Here is a 16819-nt window from a genome sequence, read left to right as displayed (position 1 = left end):
GCTCACTATGGAATTTCTACTTTATAAAGTTCATGGTTCAATGAATACATTTTTCATGCTCGATGGAGAAGAACGCAATGATTACGAGGAAATGACATTGAAACTTGCCGTTCTTGATCCAGATATTGACGGGTTGCTGGTTGTATTGCCGTCTAAAGAGGCGGATGCCAAAATGCGCGTCATCAACCGTGATGGTTCTGAAGCTTCCATGTGCGGCAACGGGCTGCGCTGCGTCGCCCGCTATGTTTGCGAACGCGACGGAGTAGAAGAAGCCGTGATTGAAACGATGAAAGCATCTTTGCATGTCAAGAAAGAACAGCCGGAAGGCGACGGCATTGCCATGTATGCAGTTGAGATTTCTCCGGTTTCTTTCCAAATGGCTGATTTGCCGATGTCTTACGGCGGCGAAACCGAATGGAAATTAAAGCCGCTGCCATTCGTTTCGGAAGAGATTCCCTTCACTGCTGTAGCGGTGCCGAATCCGCACCTGATCGGAATTGTCCCGAAAGAATACCAAAGCAATCCGGCGCATCAGCAGAAATGGGCGGAATTTTTTAATGGCCCCAACGAGTACTTTGGGGATGGAGTAAATGTCTCCTACGCCACAAAAGTGGACGGCGGCATTTTCGTCAAAACATTCGAACGCGGTGTCGGTTTTACCAACGCCTGTGGGACAGCCATGACAGCGTCTGCCCTTGTCAGCTGTCTGGCAGGCCTTGTGCCATACGGGGAAGTGTCCGTTTACAATCCCGGAGGCATGGTGAAATGTTCTGTCGAAAAAAACGGCAGCAGCTTCCGTCTGCGTTTGACCGGCAATGCCACTTATTTGGCTAAACAACAGTTCAAGTGGGAAGGCACGTCTTCGGAAAGCGGCTTGGAATTAGTTGAGGAACTCCAAGAGCAAGCACTTTATGAGAAATTTATTGAACAGACGTCCATCGTTACCAATCAATTTGTTTCTTAATATAGAAGAAACTTGAACCAAATCCATATCAAAAAGCATCCTGGCAAATCAGCTAATGGTTTGCCAATTGCTATGTCCCCGTTTTGCAGAGAAAACCGCCTTGCCTGAAAACGCTGAAAAAACCGGCAATCTTCTGGAATGCTGCAAATAAACGCTGAAATAGGCAAGCCGTGCCCTAAAAGAGTATGTGAAAGGGTATAATACAACTTGGCCGAGCCGAACCCGCACAGGGCTAGGAGTGGACGGCATACATACTAAAATAAATGCCAAAAAAAGCAGACCGAGATTTTATGCAGCACAGTGGAAGCGGGGGAAGAAGGCAGCTCCTTCAGTAATAATGGAAATAAAAAACCTGCTCGAAACAGTTTGAAAGAATTTTTTCACCTTAAAGACAGGCTTTTATCCATTAAAATCCAATGAAAGCGCTTTGAAAAATGCTGTGTGAATAATTTCACGCAAAATCATTGTATTTTTTCCTGGAAGTAGTAAGATTGAAATGGAAATTCGTTCTCCATATACGTTGGAAGCGCCTTCTGCTTTATGTCTAGTGGGATGCGTGATAAAATAAGGAAGATACACATACAATAAAAGTGACTGCCAAAAAGGCAAATATCTGGAGGTTTTTTTAATGTCTAGCAATTATTCAGATGCAAAATCCCCATGGAATTCCATCACTGGCCCAAACCTTGGATATGTTATGGAAATGTACGATCTTTACCAAGAATCTCCGGAATTGCTTGATCCGGAATTTGCAGAACTTTTTAGACAGTACGGTCCGCCAATCGATGTGACTCCACGTGCTGCAGCTCCAGCCCAAACTGCCGCTGCAGGAGTAGAGACGAACAAATTCGGCAAAGTTCTGGCTGCCATCCAGTTGGCAGAAGCTATTCGTGCCCATGGACACTTGGCTTCAGATATCTACCCGCTGAAAGACCAGCCGAAAGATACTTCCCGTCTGGAATTATCGGCATATGGTTTAACTGAACAGGACTTGAAGGAAGTTCCGGTTTCACTTCTTCTATCCGATGCACCGGCAACTATCACAAACGGTTTAGAAGCCATCACTTACCTTCGATCTTTATATACCGATAAAGTTGCTTTCGAATTTTCTCATATTGTCCAGCTTCAGGAACGCAACTGGATCCAGGAAAAAATTGAAAGCGGCGACTTCAAACCGTCTCTTGATTCAGACAAGAAAAAAGAAATTCTTGATTTGTTGACCCGTGTGGAAGGTTTTGAGAAATTCCTTCATCGTACATTTGTCGGCCAAAAACGCTTTTCGATTGAAGGCGTAGACACGTTGGTCGTTTTGATGGACGAACTGGTGCGTTTGTCAGAAGCAAAAGGTACAGAAAAAATCATGATCGGGATGGCTCATCGCGGTCGTTTAAATGTGCTTACACACATTTTGCATAAACCTTACGATATGATGTTCGCTGGATTTGCCCATGTGCCGGATGAAACCTTCCTTCCGGAAGACAATTCGGTGCAGATTACAAAAGGCTGGTTCGGCGACGTGAAATACCATATGGGCGCAGCGTATACTTCGCCTAAAGGAACCAACATCAAACTTGCGTATAACCCGTCCCACCTGGAAATCGTCAGCCCGGTTGTGGCTGGACAGACCCGTGCGGCTCAGGAAATGACGGATGCGGCAGGCGTTGCTGCGATGGATCCGAAAAAAGCGTATGCAATCCTCGTCCACGGAGATGCTGCATTCCCAGGCCAAGGCGTTGTAACAGAAACTTTGAACTACAGCCGGATCCGCGGATTCCAGACTGGCGGTTCGATCCATGTAATCGCCAATAACCTGATCGGCTTTACAACAGAACAATACGATTCAAGATCGACTCATTATTCTTCTGACCCTGCAAAAGGTTTTGAAGTGCCGGTCATCCACGTAAACGGAGATGATCCGGAAGCGGTAGTTGCGGTAGCGCGTTTCGCATTCGAATACCGTGAAAAATTCGGCAAGGACATTCTGATCGACCTGATCGGCTACCGCCGCTATGGCCACAACGAGATGGACGAGCCGCTTGTAACGAACCCGCTGATGTATCACGGCATCCACCAGCATCCGACTGTCCGTGAACTTTACGGCAAGCAATTGGCTTCTGAACAAGTTCTTTCGGAAGAACAAGTGAAGGAACTGGATGCAGAAACACAAAAAGAAATGCAGGCAGCCTACGACAAAGTCAAAGAAAACAAATCGGATGATAAACACGAAATCACGATTCCGGAAGCGGTCCAAAACGGTTATCCGGAAGTGCCGACTGGCGTCGACAAAGATGTGCTCGTGAAATTGAACGAAGATTTGCTGACATGGCCAAGCGACTTCTCTGCTTTTGGAAAACTTGCGCGCATCTTGAAACGCCGCGAAGATCCATTCAACGGCAAAGGAAAAATCGACTGGGCGCATGCTGAAACTTTGGCATTTGGTGCAATCCTTCAGGACGGCAACCCGATCCGTTTGACTGGCCAAGACGCACAGCGCGGAACATTTGCGCATCGCCACCTTGTGCTTCATGATGAGAAGACAGGCGAAGAATTGGTGCCATTGCACCATATCTCCGACGCGAAAGCATCCTTCGTCGTTTACAACAGCCCGTTGACAGAATCGGCAGTGCTTGGTTTTGAATACGGCTATAATGTGGAAAACAACAAAGCACTTGTTATTTGGGAAGCCCAGTACGGCGATTTTGCCAATATGGCCCAAATGATGTTTGACCAGTTCATCTCTGCTGGCCGCTCGAAATGGGGACAAAAATCAGGGCTTGTCATGCTTCTGCCTCATGGATTTGAAGGACAAGGGCCTGAGCATTCAAGTGCCCGCCTTGAAAGACATCTGCAGATGGCTGCTGAAAACAACTGGACAGTTGCGAACCTTTCAAGTGCTGCCAACTACTTCCACATCCTTCGCCGCCAAGCGAAGATGCTGGAAGAAGAGTCAATCCGTCCGCTTATTATCGTGTCGCCAAAATCCTTGCTGCGCCATCCATTAGTTGGAGCGGATGTAGAAGATTTGACACAAGGGCATTTCCAGACGGTTATTGAACAGCCGGGCATGGGCTCAAAAGAGAAGAAAGTGGAACGCGTTCTTTTCGCAAGCGGAAAAATGGCGATCGATTTGGCAGAGCGCGTGAAAGACGGCAAAGGCTTCGACTGGGCGCACATCGTCCGCGTTGAGCAATTGTATCCTTTCCCATCTGAGAAAATCCAGGCGATTGTCGACCGCTATCCGAATGCAAAAGAATTGGCATGGGTTCAGGAAGAACCGCAGAACATGGGTTCTTGGACATTTGCAGAACCTTACTTAAGAGAAATTGCTGTCGACAAAGATGTGACTTATTACGGCCGCATCAAACGTTCAAGCCCTGCTGAGGGAGACGGAGAATCGCATAAAGTTGAACAAGCCCGCATCCTGGATGCAGCGTTAACAAAATAATATCCGGATCTACTAATGCCTAAAAGGCAATCAGAGCTTTTGGGCAGCAGTTTTCCGCTCTATAAAAGAGAGATAATCTAAGGAGGAATTTTTTGTGGCAGAAATCAAAGTACCAGAATTAGCAGAATCGATTACAGAAGGAACGATCGCTCAGTGGCTGAAACAGCCAGGCGAAACAGTTGAAAAAGGTGAATTCATCGTTGAATTGGAAACAGACAAAGTAAACGTTGAAGTAATCTCTGAAGAAGCGGGCGTTGTTCAAGAGCATTTGGCTCAAGAAGGCGACACTGTTGAAGTTGGACAAGTGATTGCAATCGTCGGCGCATCTTCAGGCGAAAGTGCTGCACCAGCTGCTGCACCTGCACCGGAAGCGAAAGAAGAAGCTCCTGCAGCATCGCAGCCAGGCGCTACAATGGAAGCAAAAGAGGAAGCTCCTGCAGTTGAAGAACAAGCTTCTTCAGAACGCACAATCGCTAGCCCGGCTGCACGCAAACTGGCTCGTGAAAAAGGCATCGACCTTGCTGCTATCTCTCCTGTAGACCCAATGGGCCGCGTACGTGTTCAAGACGTAGAAGCTCACGGTTCAAAACCGGCTGCTAATGCACCTGCACAGAAAGCGGAAGCTCCAAAAGCATCTGCACCTTCTTCTGATGAAGAATCTGGCCGCATCGTACGCGAGAAGATGTCTCGCCGCCGCCAGACAATTGCGAAGCGTTTGTTGGAAGTTCGCCAAAATACAGCGATGTTGACAACATTCAATGAAATCGACATGACAAACGTTATGGCTTTGAGAAGCCGCAAAAAAGACAAGTTCCAGCAGGATCATGACGGAACTCGACTTGGCTTTATGTCATTCTTCACAAAAGCAGTTACAGCAGCACTTAAGAAATACCCTTACGTAAACGCTGAACTTGATGGCACAGATCTATTGCTGAAACAGTTCTACGATGTAGGGATTGCCGTTTCTACAGAAGAAGGACTAGTTGTGCCAATCGTCCGCGATACAGACAAGAAAAACTTTGCTGAAATTGAAGCGAGCATTGCAGACCTTGCGAAAAAAGCACGCGACAAAAAGCTTTCAATTGCCGATATGACAGGTGGATCATTCACCATTACTAACGGCGGTGTATTCGGTTCATTGATGTCTACTCCAATCTTGAACGGTACACAAGTAGGGATTCTTGGAATGCACACAATCCAAAAACGCCCGGTAGCAATCGGCGATTCAATTGAAATCCGCCCAATGATGTACGTGGCTCTTTCTTATGACCACCGCGTAATCGACGGCAGCGACTCAGTTGGCTTCCTGAAAATGGTCAAAGACTTGATCGAAAACCCAGAAGACCTATTGCTTGAATCTTAATTAGAAAAGTGGAAATGGCCGTTTAGGTCCGAAAGGCATAAAACGGATCGGCGAAGTGGCGTGTTTTTGCCACACAGCCGGAACGACTTATGACCCGAGGACCTGGCCATTGAACTGGACAATTAGAAAAGTGGAGGCGCCTGTCTAGTCTCGACAAGCGCCGCAGCTGGACAAGTAGCATAGCCGTCCCAAACTGGACACAAATTAATACAGTTAACTACTTTTGAGGATGGTCCTGCGTTGCAGGGCCATCCTTTTTTTGTCATGATAGAAGAAGATGAGTCAAAAGGCAGGCGTTATGTATGGATTTAACTTTTTTGATGGAATTGGTAAAAGAATACGGCTACGTCAGCATGTTTATTTTCAATTGGCTGCTGCTTTTTGGTATGCCTTTGCCAAACGAAGTGGCGGCTTCTTTTTCAGGCGTCTTGACCGAAATCAGCTCATTTCATCCGGTCTATGCATTTATCTCTGCTTATTTGGGGTTGATTACGAGCAACTCGTTCGCTTATTTGATTGGCCGGATATTGGGCAAACGGCTGATCAACAAGCTGAACCGGACCCGTTTTAAGAGAGCGGTCAGCAACGTAACGGAATTTTTGGAACGGCATGGCAAAATGGCGATTTCGTTCAGCTTTTTCCTTCCCGGTGTCCGGTGGGCAATGCCATATATTGTCGGTGCAAACCGCTATCCGTTCGGCCAATACATGCTTTACGCCTACACAGCGGGATTTGTATGGATGCTCATTTATTTTAATTTGGGCCGCACTTTCCCGTACGCCTATAAATCGATTCTGGAACACCTCCAAGTAGCGCTGACGGTATTATCCATAGTTGTTGTGGGTGCCGTTGTGCTTCGCCTTTATATTCATTCAAAGACCTCAAAGAAATAACGGCATTTGAAATCCTTAACATAATTCCTTATACTAAATAAATAGACAGATTGAAAAGGATGAGGACTGTGATTCACAACGAATGGCTGACAAAAGAGACAATCCGCACCGTAACGTGCAAGCATACCGATGCTGAGAAGTTTTTGGTATCAAACGTACTGACAGAAGGCAAAACCTACGAAGTAAAAAATGAAACAGAAGAATTCCTTTTTGTCGTAGACAACACAGGCAAAGTCGGAGGATTCTACAAAACATATTTTGAGTAAGAAAAGCGGAAGCGCCTGTCCAGCCCCGACAAGCGCTGGAGGTTTTGAACGCCATGGCGTTTCACAGCCATGGATTCAAAGCCGAAGCGACCTCGAGGGGCTAGGCGCTGCAGCTGGACAAGAAAAGCGGAAAGAGCCGTTTAGTTTCGAACTTAAGAAATCCATAACCCAAATAACCAAACAGACCGATGGAAGCTCATCGGTTTTTTCTATGAAATGAGGAATTGGCATGCAATTTATCGAGCAGGATATTCAAAACAGAACCAGCCGTGAACACGGCGATTACAATAAATTGATCGGCGAAGGCGGCTATATCGCACCGGATGAAAATTTATGGCAGGATATTCTGTCTGCCGTTGTGCTGCGGAAGCCCGTACTTTTAAAGGGACCGACGGGCGCAGGCAAAACGAAGCTGGCCGAAAGCATTTCAGCGACGTTCAAGCAGCCGATGCAAAGCATCAACTGCTCGGTTGACCTCGATGCGGAAGCGCTGCTTGGCTTTAAGACGCTTGTCCAGCGGGAAGGCGAGAGCCGCATCGAGTTTGTGGAAGGGCCGGTCGTAACCGCAATGAAGCAAGGCCATTTCCTTTATATCGATGAAATTAATATGGCTAAGCCTGAAACCTTGCCGATTCTCCACAGCGCACTGGATCATCGCCGGATGATGACCAATCCGTTTACCGGCGAAGTGATCGAAGCACATCCTGATTTCGGCGTAATTGCCGCAATCAACGAAGGCTATATCGGTACGGCACCAATGAACGAAGCATTGAAAAACCGGTTTATCGCTTATCCGGTTCCGTATTTGACAGGGGAACAGCTGCAGCAATTGTGGAACCGGGAATTCCCGGAAGCCGACCCGGCACTCAAAAGCTTTATGCTGGAGCTGGCTGCTGATTTGATGAAACAAGTACAAAACGGTTTGCTGTCAGAAGAATCCGCTTCGATCCGCAGTTTACTGGATGCAACGGCGCTGGCACAGCACATGGATCCGCTGCGTGCGGTAAAATACGCCATTGCGGAAAAACTGGAAGATGACAGTGAACGCGATTTGTTCATGGACTTGGCGAATACTTGGAAGAAGTAGGTGAAGGCAATGGCTTCAGTCAATCGCTTTATCCAATTTAATAATGAAACGATCGATACCAAATTGCTTCACCAAATGGAGATGCTTGCAGGCGCTTTGGCGGATGCCCCTTATTTGAAAGTGACGACGCGCAAATTGATTGAGTTCCGGCCATCGGAAGCTTCCATGTCCATCAGTGTTTTTTGGCGCCATCGCCCGAAGCGAATTGAACGCCACGGCTATTTGTCCGATGTGTATTTGCTGGGAGCCGGGTATTGGCGCCATTTCAATATCAAGGCTTGGCTGCGTTTTAAGAAAAGTTCTACAGAACTTCCATATTTAAAAGAACAATTGTTGCTGTGTGCAGAAGAGTTCCGGTTGATTGAAAAAATCAGCAGGGAACGGCCGGGCACAGCGGAAGCTTTCAAAATAAGAGAATCCGTTTACGTGGATTACCACAAGGATCAATACCGGCAGAACCGGCAAAAAGGTTTTTTGGCGGACGCATTTTTAAATGCGGCATTTTTGCGCTTAAGAGGAGAAGAAGTGCCGGACAGTGAAGCGTTCGAGCCGCTGTTCTTTCTATGGACGGGATTGTACGATGCAAAGTCCACCGCTGATTCAGCGGCAGTAGTGGAACGATTGCTTCCGCGTCTGGAATACATGGTCGAAGAAGACATGGTGCATACCTATTACACATTCGGCGAAGCGGCTGAAAAAGCGCCGCCTTACCGCTACCATGAAGGCATCGAGCCTGAAGAGGAAAGCCAGGAAGAAGAGAACGAAACGATTGAGGAATGGTTCCAGTCCTGGCACCGGGAAACGGAAATTTCCGAAGCGCCTGCGATGGAATATGAACTTGAACGGGGCGATTCCAGCTATGCAGAAGGCGGCCGGGAAGATGAAGGCAGTGGAGATATTCAGCAGACGGCAAAAGGCGAATCCCGCGGCGACCATCAGGAAGACAATGACGCCACCGACCAACGGATGGAAAGCGAACCGAAAAAAGCGTCTGGCAAATTTGGCGCTGCCAATGACGGGGTCGTCTATACGGAAAAAAGGATAGAGGCATCAAAAGATCAACGGACAGTTATTGAAGATTGGCGCAGAAAACAGGCGCCATATGTCCGGGCGCTTTTGCGCGAGCTGAAAAAGCGCATGACCCAGCGCCGGCAAGACGTCCGCCACAATTTGAACGCCGGCAGACTGTCGAGAAATCTGCTGCCCTTGGTGATTGAAGAACGGCCAAAGCCATTTTATCGAAAAACTGCGCCGTCCAAAGAATTGGATGCCGTTTTTTGTCTACTGATTGACGGTTCAGCATCGATGATTGATAAAATCGATGAAACGAAACAAGCCGTCCTGCTGTTCCATGATGTGCTGCGCGGATTGAATGTACCGCATGACATCGTGCTGTTTTATGAAGATGCATACGAGGCAAGCGACGCGGCTCAGCCGAATTACTTCGAATGGATGCATAAAATGGAAGACAGCAGCCGCGACCATGCCGGCGAAATCGTTTCAATGGAAGCTCATGAAGATAACCGCGATGGCTTTGCCATTCGCTGGATGACCGACCGCATCAAAAAACGGCCTGAAAAGCACCGCTTTATGCTGGTGTTTTCAGATGGAGAGCCTTCTGCCTACAACTACGCCGAAAATGGCGTCGTCGACACGGCAAATGCGGTTTCGGAAGCGAAAAAGCAAGGGATTGAAGTGCTGCATCTGTTTTTGAGCAGCGAACCGACAACCGACGAACAAGCCGCATTCTACCGCATGATGTATGGCAATAAATCCGTCAGCGCTGATTCGCTCGAGCAATTTGTCGAACAGACGCTGCGGCTGTTGAAGCGGACGCTGCATTTGGTGATCCAATCGGGCTAAGCTGCTGAGAATTATAGAATACGCCCGGTTGGCCGGGAAATACGCCCAGTAAAGGTTAAAATATGTTCGGTAATGGTTAAAATACGCACAGCAACAATGATAATACGCTTTTGAAGCAGCAACGACTCATTGAAAAAAGAAAATCGCATCTCTTTTAAAAGCCTTTCGCAATTGCGAAAGGCTTTTCCAATATGCTTATTTAAGAAGAATCGTAGTTTGTTTTCCTGGAATGGATACGCTATTTTTCACTCAGTAATATCTCTCCTTAGCTAGAAATGTACGGCAAACACAAAAAAAACCGGAAGCTTTTAAGCTTCCGGGGTAAGGTAAGAATCAGGCACGCCCTTCGCGGTCGTCTTGGATCGACAGCAAACGCTGTTTCAGATCCTCTTCCATTTTGCCGATTTCAATTTCTGCCGCTTTGCGGTTTTTGCGTCCTTCGGCTTGGATGCGAAGCGTTTCTTCGATGGTCGTCAATAAGTTTTCCTGTGTTTGCTTCAAAGTTTCAATTTCCACTATGCCGCGCTCGTTTTCTTTGGCGGTTTCAACGGAATTCACTTTCAGCATTTCGGAGTTTTTCAGAAGCAATTCATTTGTCGTAGCGGTGACTTGCTTCTGGGCTTCGACTGCTTTCATTTGGCGGTTCAAAGTCAAAGCGATGGCAATCTGGTTTTTCCATAACGGAATTGACGTCATGATGGATGATTGGATTTTTTCCGCCAAGGTCTGGTTGGTCTGCTGGATCATCCGGATCTGCGGTGCACTTTGAATCGTGATCTGGCGCGACAGCTGCAGATCATATAGCCGTTTTTCCAGGCGGTCCAGGAACTGCGCCATGTCATTGACTTCCTGATAGGCCATCTGGTCGTTCGATTGCTCAGCCCGGCGGCGGAGAGCTGGAATTGTTTCGTTCAGAATCTCGTCGCGCTTTAGTTCGGCAGCGGCAATATAAACGTTCAACGCCTGAAAGTAAGTTTTATTCTGGTCATAAAGCTGTTCCAGCATTTGCACGTCTTCCAAAAGCCCGCGTTTTGAATGGTCCAGCTGGATGCTGATGCGGTCTACTTGAGTGGAGAGCTTCTGGTATTTCGTCATCATTTCCTGAACAGAGTATTTCGCTTTCGCGAACAATTTGCGGAGCCCCGACTTTTTGCTTTGGGACAATTCTTCCGGATTCAGCTCCTGCAATTTTTTCATCAAATCATTCAATACATCTCCGACAGGCCCGATGTCTTTCGATTGGACGTGGTCCAGCATTTTATGGGAAAACTGGCTCAACTGGTTTTGCGCATTCGCTCCATATGTTAAAATAGCTTCATAGTTTCCGGCTGGAATCTGTTTGGCAAGTTCGCGCGCTTTTTCCTGTTCATCTTTGGTCAATCGTTCCATTAACGCTACAGGCTGTCCGCCCGGCTTCGCAAGATTCACTTCTTGCGTGACCGGCTCCATGCCAAATGGGTTGCCGAGCAGATCGTCTAGTTCACTTTGATTCGAGCGATTTTCTGTCATGTTCCACGTCTCCTTCACTGTCAGTAGGGTATTGTTCAAGCAATTTCTGGTTATTGTGCTGGTCGACAGTCAGACGGGCGTAATCGAGCTCCATCCGAAGCTGTTCGACATCCGTAGACAGCACTTTTTTCAAATCGCGTTCCAACACATCGCTCATGGAATGCAGCGTTTCGCGTGTGTCTTGAAGAGCCACTTTCAACTCACGGTCTTTTACCGGCTGGCCGACAAGCAAAGCGTATTTCTGCGTTAATTCCACTGCGGATTCCAGATGCGAATAAAAGAACGATTCCGCCAGATAAAACTTGCGGGGATTTTGCTGCACATGGGCGACAATCTTGTTGGCGACTTTCGCCATATTCATTAACTGCTTGAACGAAGAGATTGAACGCACCTGGTAAGAACTCTTCTGCAATTGTTTGATTTTTAATTTGGCTTCTTTTACTTGGTTGCGTACATTTTTGTATTCGCTCCGGGTCATGCCAAGCTTTTTCGAATCGGACGAATATTGTACATGTTTCATGGTAGAGGTGCTGGCAAGATAGGTTCCGGCGGCCACGGCTCCCGACGCGATCAGCCCGATTTCTGCACCCATATACAATACGGGAAACATAACGGTCATAAGGGGCAGGCTGACTGTCTGCCGTTGGATGAATTTTTCAAAAGGCTTCATGAAACTGTCCTCCTTTGGTGCAGCTGTTACTATATATACGAAATAAGCCGCTATAAGTTTCAAATGATTCCTTGTCTCCTTCCTATTTTACAAGGAATAAGAGGCCAATACAAACTTTGCGACTGCCAGAAAAAAGGCAATCAAAGCACTAGACATATTTAGACAGTTCTGGGAGAATGCTTATAGGGACAGAATGGAGCAGATTTGAATGCATGAAATTTTTTACTTGAAAGGCTTCGAAGAACCGTGGTGGATGTTGGAAGGATGGGAAAAAGACATCTGTGAACACGAAACCTTCGACAAGTTTGAGGAAGCTCTCGCCTATTTTGAAGAAATGAAAAAAAGCTTAGGCCAAAAATTCTCCAGCACCAAGTCGAAAGGGCAGGGAGCCGTCGCATTCTGGAATGAAGGCGAGATGGCTTTTTGCGAAGATTGTGAAGAAAATCTTCAAATTTATCATGGATTGTTATGGATGCACAACAAAAAGCCTATAAAAAGTTTTTAGATTTATTTGACTTATCAGTTTTAATTGCTATAATAGACTTATAGAACTAAAGATTACACCAGAAACAGCTATTCACCTATTCAAAAAAGTGATCAGCAAGTGATGGTACTTTTTTGAATATGTGAATTTTTTTAATGGAAAAATTCCATATTGAAAATTTTTTTATTCCCAGGAGGTTTTACACATGCAACAAGGTACAGTTAAATGGTTCAACTCAGAAAAAGGTTTCGGATTTATCGAAGTTGAAGGCGGAGATGACGTATTCGTTCACTTCTCAGCGATTCAAGGCGAAGGCTTTAAAACGCTTGACGAAGGACAAAAAGTAGAATTTGAAGTAGAGGAAGGCAACCGCGGACCTCAAGCTACAAATGTAACTAAAATCTAATCTCCAAGACCTGCTCATCACTGAGCAGGTCTTTTTTATTGGCTTGGAACATAAGCCTCTAAAAAGTACCATCAACTTTTATGGCATCGGCAAAAACGTATCAAAAGACAGTACATAAGCAGTATTAAAAATTAAAATATTTTGAACATTCGTACATGCGGAGGTGAAATAACATCATTTAAGGAAATAAAAAACAGATATTGAAGCCTATATCCTCAATTTGGGCAAACCGCTATTCTTTAATAAACCGCCAGACAATGACGGCAAATTAAAGGAGTGAAACCCAATGAAATCTAAGAAACTACTGACATTAAGTTTAGCCGCCGCATTAGCCTTATCGGCAGCTTCTTCCTCCGTCTATGCATCTCCAAGTAATGCCGTCAACGAAAAAGTGCACGTCAATCAAAAAAGCGGAAAGACTGATTTCATTGTCGGGAAATTGACTGTGCCATCGGAAAAATCTGCAAAAGACACCGTCTACGATTATTTGTCTGAAAAAGAAGGACATTATAAAATCGGAAAAGATGCTGCAGCAAACTTCAAAGTACTCAGCGAGAAGAAAGACGATCTGGGCTTTACCAATTTGAAGATTCAGCAAGTCTATAAAGGTGTACCGGTTTTCGGTTCTGTCATCTCCGCCCATGTTGATTCAGAAGGGGTGCTGACTTCCGTATCCGGCGGACTGGTTCCCGAATTATCGAAACAAGTGAAACTCAATAAAGGGCATCAATTAAAAGCAGCCGAAGCTTCTGCCTTGGCACTGGCCGATTTAAAAGCAAAGCTTGGCGCATCGCCGGAACTGGATCATGAAGAAGCACCGGAACTGGTTGTCTATATAGATGAAGGAACTGCAAAATATGCGTACAGCGTCGAATTTGAATTTTTAGCGCCTTCACCGGGCAATTACCAGTATTTCATTGACGCCCAAAACGGAAGTGTGCTTGATTCCTACAATCAAATCCATGAAGCGAAGCCATCTTCAGGAGTTACAGCACCATCCGGCACCAATTCTGTCGCGAGCGGAAAAGGCGTGCTCGGGGACATAAAATCTTTGAATACGGTGGTCAACAGCAAAGGTTCGTACTTAGTGGATAAGACACGGGGCAACGGCATTTTTACATACGATGCAAAGAACCGTACACAAATACCGGGAACGCTGTGGCTCGATGCCGACAACGCGTATAATGCCGCATACGATGGCGCTGCTGTAGATGCCCATGTATATGCTGGACAGACGTTCGATTATTTCAAGAATGTCCATAACCGCAACAGCTATGATGGGCAAGGGGCACAGTTGGTTTCTACCGTCCATTACGGCCGCAGCTACAATAACGCCTTCTGGAACGGTTCGCAAATGGTATACGGCGACGGCGATGGCACAACGTTTATTCCGTTGTCAGGGGGGCTTGATGTAATCGCCCATGAATTGACGCACGCAGTTACAGACACGACAGCCGATCTTATTTACCAGAACGAATCAGGCGCCATCAATGAATCGATTTCAGATATCTTCGGGACCCTTGTGGAATACCATGCCAACAACAAACCGGACTGGCTGATCGGGGAAGATATTTATACGCCGAAAGTAGCCGGCGATGCGCTTCGTTCCATGGCCGATCCGACTTTGAACGGAGATCCTGACCATTACTCGAAACGCTATGTCGGCACGAGTGATAATGGCGGCGTCCATATCAACTCAGGCATCAGCAACAAAGCTGCCTATTTGCTGGCAAATGGCGGCACCCATTACGGCGTCCAAGTGACGGGCATCGGCAACGCCAAAACCGAAAAAATCTTCTACCGGACATTGACGCAGTACTTAACGCCAAACTCGAACTACAGCCATTACCGCGTATCAACTGTCCAGGCGGCAACGGATTTATACGGTGCAGGCAGTGCGGAAGTGGCCAGTGTGAAAGCTGCCTTTTCAGCGGTCGGCGTGAACTGAATTTTACAATCAGGGCCACTCTTATGGGTGGCCTTTTTTGCGTTTTCCAATACAGGTATTTGCACCTGATTCAACTCGGTCAAAACAGATAAAGATGACTATATATTCTGAAAAAACAAGGAGGTAAGATGTATGTAACGCAAAATGTACGGATGACAAATAAAGGAGTGGATCCCGTTGAAGAGGAGCCGTTTGTATTGCTTGGCAGTGGCCGCCATACTGATTTTGCCTACGCCTGTTTATGGCGCACAAAGTTCGGGGATTACGGAACAAGTTTATGTCGATTCGGATAGCACAACTCCTGCGTTTATTGCTGGGAGCTTGACGCCGAGTTCACCTGGAGATGCACAAGAAATTGTCCATGCCTATTTGGGTGAAAAGGAGAAGCTGTATGGCCTGGCTGAAGGCGAATCGGCTCAATTTCAAACCGTCAGCGAAACGACGGATGAACTGGGCCTGGTTAATGTGAAACTTCAGCAACTCTTCAACGGAATCCCGGTATTCGGTTCCATCATTTCCGCACACGTCGATTCAAATGGCGTGCTGAAGTCGGTGTCCGGTGAATTGGTTCCGAATTTAATGGAGGTTCCTGGTTTAACGGAAACAGCAGCTTTGGATTCTGGCCAGGCTTCAGCCGCTGCGATTGAAAGCTTGGAGAAGTTTTACGGGCGTGCCATGGAGATGGCTCCTGCCGAAAAACCGGAGCTGGTCATTTATCTGGATAAGGAAGTTCCAGTACTTGCTTACCATATCCGGTATGAGTTTTTATCGCCGGCACCGGGCAACTACCATTATTTTGTTGATGCCCAAACGGGGGCAATTCTGGAATACTACAATCAAATCCACGGAGCAGCACCGGAAGGGAACGATTCGCTTACTGACGGAATCGGCGTTTTGGGCGACCGGAAAAAAGTGAACACGGTGTTGAACAGTGCAGGTTCTTATTTGACGGACCGGACGCGCGGCAAGGGGATTTTCACTTATGATGCTGCGAACGGGACGGAAATTCCCGGAACGCTGTGGCTGGATGTCGACCATCAATTGGACGCCCTTTTTGACGGAGCGGCCGTGGATGCCCATTATTACGCCGGCTTAACCTTTGATTATTTTAAAACGGTGCATGGGCGCAATAGCTACGATGGCCAAGGTGCAGCGATTGTATCGACGGTCCATTACGGCAAAGACTACAACAATGCATTTTGGAGCGGCAGCCAGATGGTTTATGGAGACGGCGACGGCAAGAAGTTCCTGCCTTTGTCGGGGTCACTCGATGTCATCGCCCATGAATTGACGCATGCCTTAACCGAATCGACCGCAGGGCTCATTTACTGGAACGATGCGGGAGCCATCAATGAATCGATGTCGGACATTTTCGGCGTGTTGATTGAACATGCCTACAGCAAAACGCCTGACTGGCAAATCGGCGAGGATGTTTATACGCCCGAAGTGAGTGGAGATGCCCTTCGCTCACTTGCCGATCCGACTTTAAACGGTTTGCCGGACCATTACACAAAACGCTATTTGGGGCTTGAAGACTTCGGCGGCGTCCACATCAATTCGTCAATCAGCAATAAAGCCGCCTACTTGCTCGCAAACGGCGGAACCCATTTCAACGTGAAGGTGGAAGGAATCGGCATCGAAAAAACCGGGAAGATCTTTTACCGGACATTGACCCAGTATTTGACGCCGACGACTAAATTCAGACAGCTGCAGGCAGCAAGCGTCCAGGCAGCAACCGATTTATACGGCGTGGACAGCCAGGAAGTGAAAAGTGTGAAAGCCGCTTTCGCAGCAGTGGGATTGAAATGAAGATCTTTATATAGAAGAAATTCAGGAAGAACCGCAAAGACTTGCGGTTCTTTTTTTGCAGAATGCTGCGGTAATTGTTTAGTTGACCTATAGATGAGGGTATAATTCCTCT

At 46.9% G+C, this 16819-nt stretch carries 13 protein-coding genes; 11 read left to right on the top strand and 2 right to left on the bottom strand.

What is annotated here, in order from left to right; genetic code table 11:
• The first annotated feature begins 7 nt into the window (after positions 1-7).
• The 7 genes from dapF to HU147_RS15550 all read left to right on the top strand — a co-directional run bounded on the left by dapF (position 8) and on the right by HU147_RS15550 (position 9881).
• Positions 8-964, top strand: a complete 957-nt coding sequence (dapF, locus tag HU147_RS15580; protein ID WP_224077081.1) for a diaminopimelate epimerase — start codon at positions 8-10, stop codon at positions 962-964.
• Positions 965-1592: 628 nt separating this feature from the next.
• Positions 1593-4409, top strand: a complete 2817-nt coding sequence (locus HU147_RS15575) for a 2-oxoglutarate dehydrogenase E1 component (RefSeq protein WP_224077080.1) — start codon at positions 1593-1595, stop codon at positions 4407-4409.
• Between the two features lie 94 nt (positions 4410-4503).
• Complete coding sequence (gene odhB / locus HU147_RS15570; protein ID WP_224077079.1) at positions 4504-5772, top strand: 2-oxoglutarate dehydrogenase complex dihydrolipoyllysine-residue succinyltransferase; 1269 nt, start codon at positions 4504-4506, stop codon at positions 5770-5772.
• Between the two features lie 302 nt (positions 5773-6074).
• Positions 6075-6665 carry a DedA family protein gene (locus tag HU147_RS15565; RefSeq protein ID WP_224077078.1) on the top strand — a complete coding sequence of 197 codons (591 nt, stop codon included), beginning with the start codon at positions 6075-6077 and terminating at the stop codon, positions 6663-6665.
• 68 nt (positions 6666-6733) lie between these two features.
• The gene (locus HU147_RS15560) at positions 6734-6931 is read left to right on the top strand and encodes a DUF6501 family protein (protein ID WP_036803226.1); all 198 of its coding nucleotides are present in this window, start codon (positions 6734-6736) and stop codon (positions 6929-6931) included.
• A gap of 229 nt (positions 6932-7160) precedes the next feature.
• Positions 7161-8018, top strand: coding sequence for an AAA family ATPase (locus HU147_RS15555; RefSeq protein WP_224077077.1), 858 nt, complete (start codon positions 7161-7163; stop codon positions 8016-8018).
• 9 nt (positions 8019-8027) lie between these two features.
• Entirely contained in the window at positions 8028-9881 is a 1854-nt protein-coding gene (locus tag HU147_RS15550) for a vWA domain-containing protein (RefSeq protein WP_224077076.1), read from the top strand.
• Between the two features lie 333 nt (positions 9882-10214).
• Here the strand turns inward: HU147_RS15550 and HU147_RS15545 are convergent, their stop codons facing one another.
• Complete coding sequence (locus tag HU147_RS15545; protein ID WP_224077075.1) at positions 10215-11390, bottom strand: toxic anion resistance protein; 1176 nt, start codon at positions 11388-11390, stop codon at positions 10215-10217.
• Positions 11362-12060 carry a 5-bromo-4-chloroindolyl phosphate hydrolysis family protein gene (locus HU147_RS15540; RefSeq protein ID WP_224077074.1) on the bottom strand — a complete coding sequence of 233 codons (699 nt, stop codon included), beginning with the start codon at positions 12058-12060 and terminating at the stop codon, positions 11362-11364. The genes HU147_RS15545 and HU147_RS15540 overlap by 29 nt, the downstream gene beginning before the upstream one ends.
• Positions 12061-12268: 208 nt before the next feature.
• On the opposite strand from HU147_RS15540, the gene HU147_RS15535 reads away from it, so the two are divergent.
• From HU147_RS15535 to HU147_RS15520, 4 genes are all read left to right on the top strand, one after another.
• Entirely contained in the window at positions 12269-12565 is a 297-nt protein-coding gene (locus HU147_RS15535; protein WP_224077073.1) for a DUF1033 family protein, read from the top strand.
• Between the two features lie 184 nt (positions 12566-12749).
• Positions 12750-12950 carry a cold-shock protein gene (locus HU147_RS15530; protein ID WP_036803234.1) on the top strand — a complete coding sequence of 67 codons (201 nt, stop codon included), beginning with the start codon at positions 12750-12752 and terminating at the stop codon, positions 12948-12950.
• 286 nt (positions 12951-13236) lie between these two features.
• Entirely contained in the window at positions 13237-14898 is a 1662-nt protein-coding gene (locus HU147_RS15525) for a M4 family metallopeptidase (RefSeq protein WP_224077072.1), read from the top strand.
• Positions 14899-15075: 177 nt separating this feature from the next.
• Positions 15076-16707 (top strand): M4 family metallopeptidase, encoded by a 1632-nt coding sequence (locus HU147_RS15520; protein WP_224077071.1) that lies wholly within the window; start codon positions 15076-15078, stop codon positions 16705-16707.
• The last annotated feature ends 112 nt before the right edge of the window (positions 16708-16819 follow it).

The organism is Planococcus chinensis, assembly GCF_020071995.1.
GTDB lineage: Bacteria > Bacillota > Bacilli > Bacillales_A > Planococcaceae > Planococcus > Planococcus chinensis_A.
Note: the sequence above shows the minus strand (reverse complement) of the source record. Positions and strands in the feature narration are given on the sequence as shown.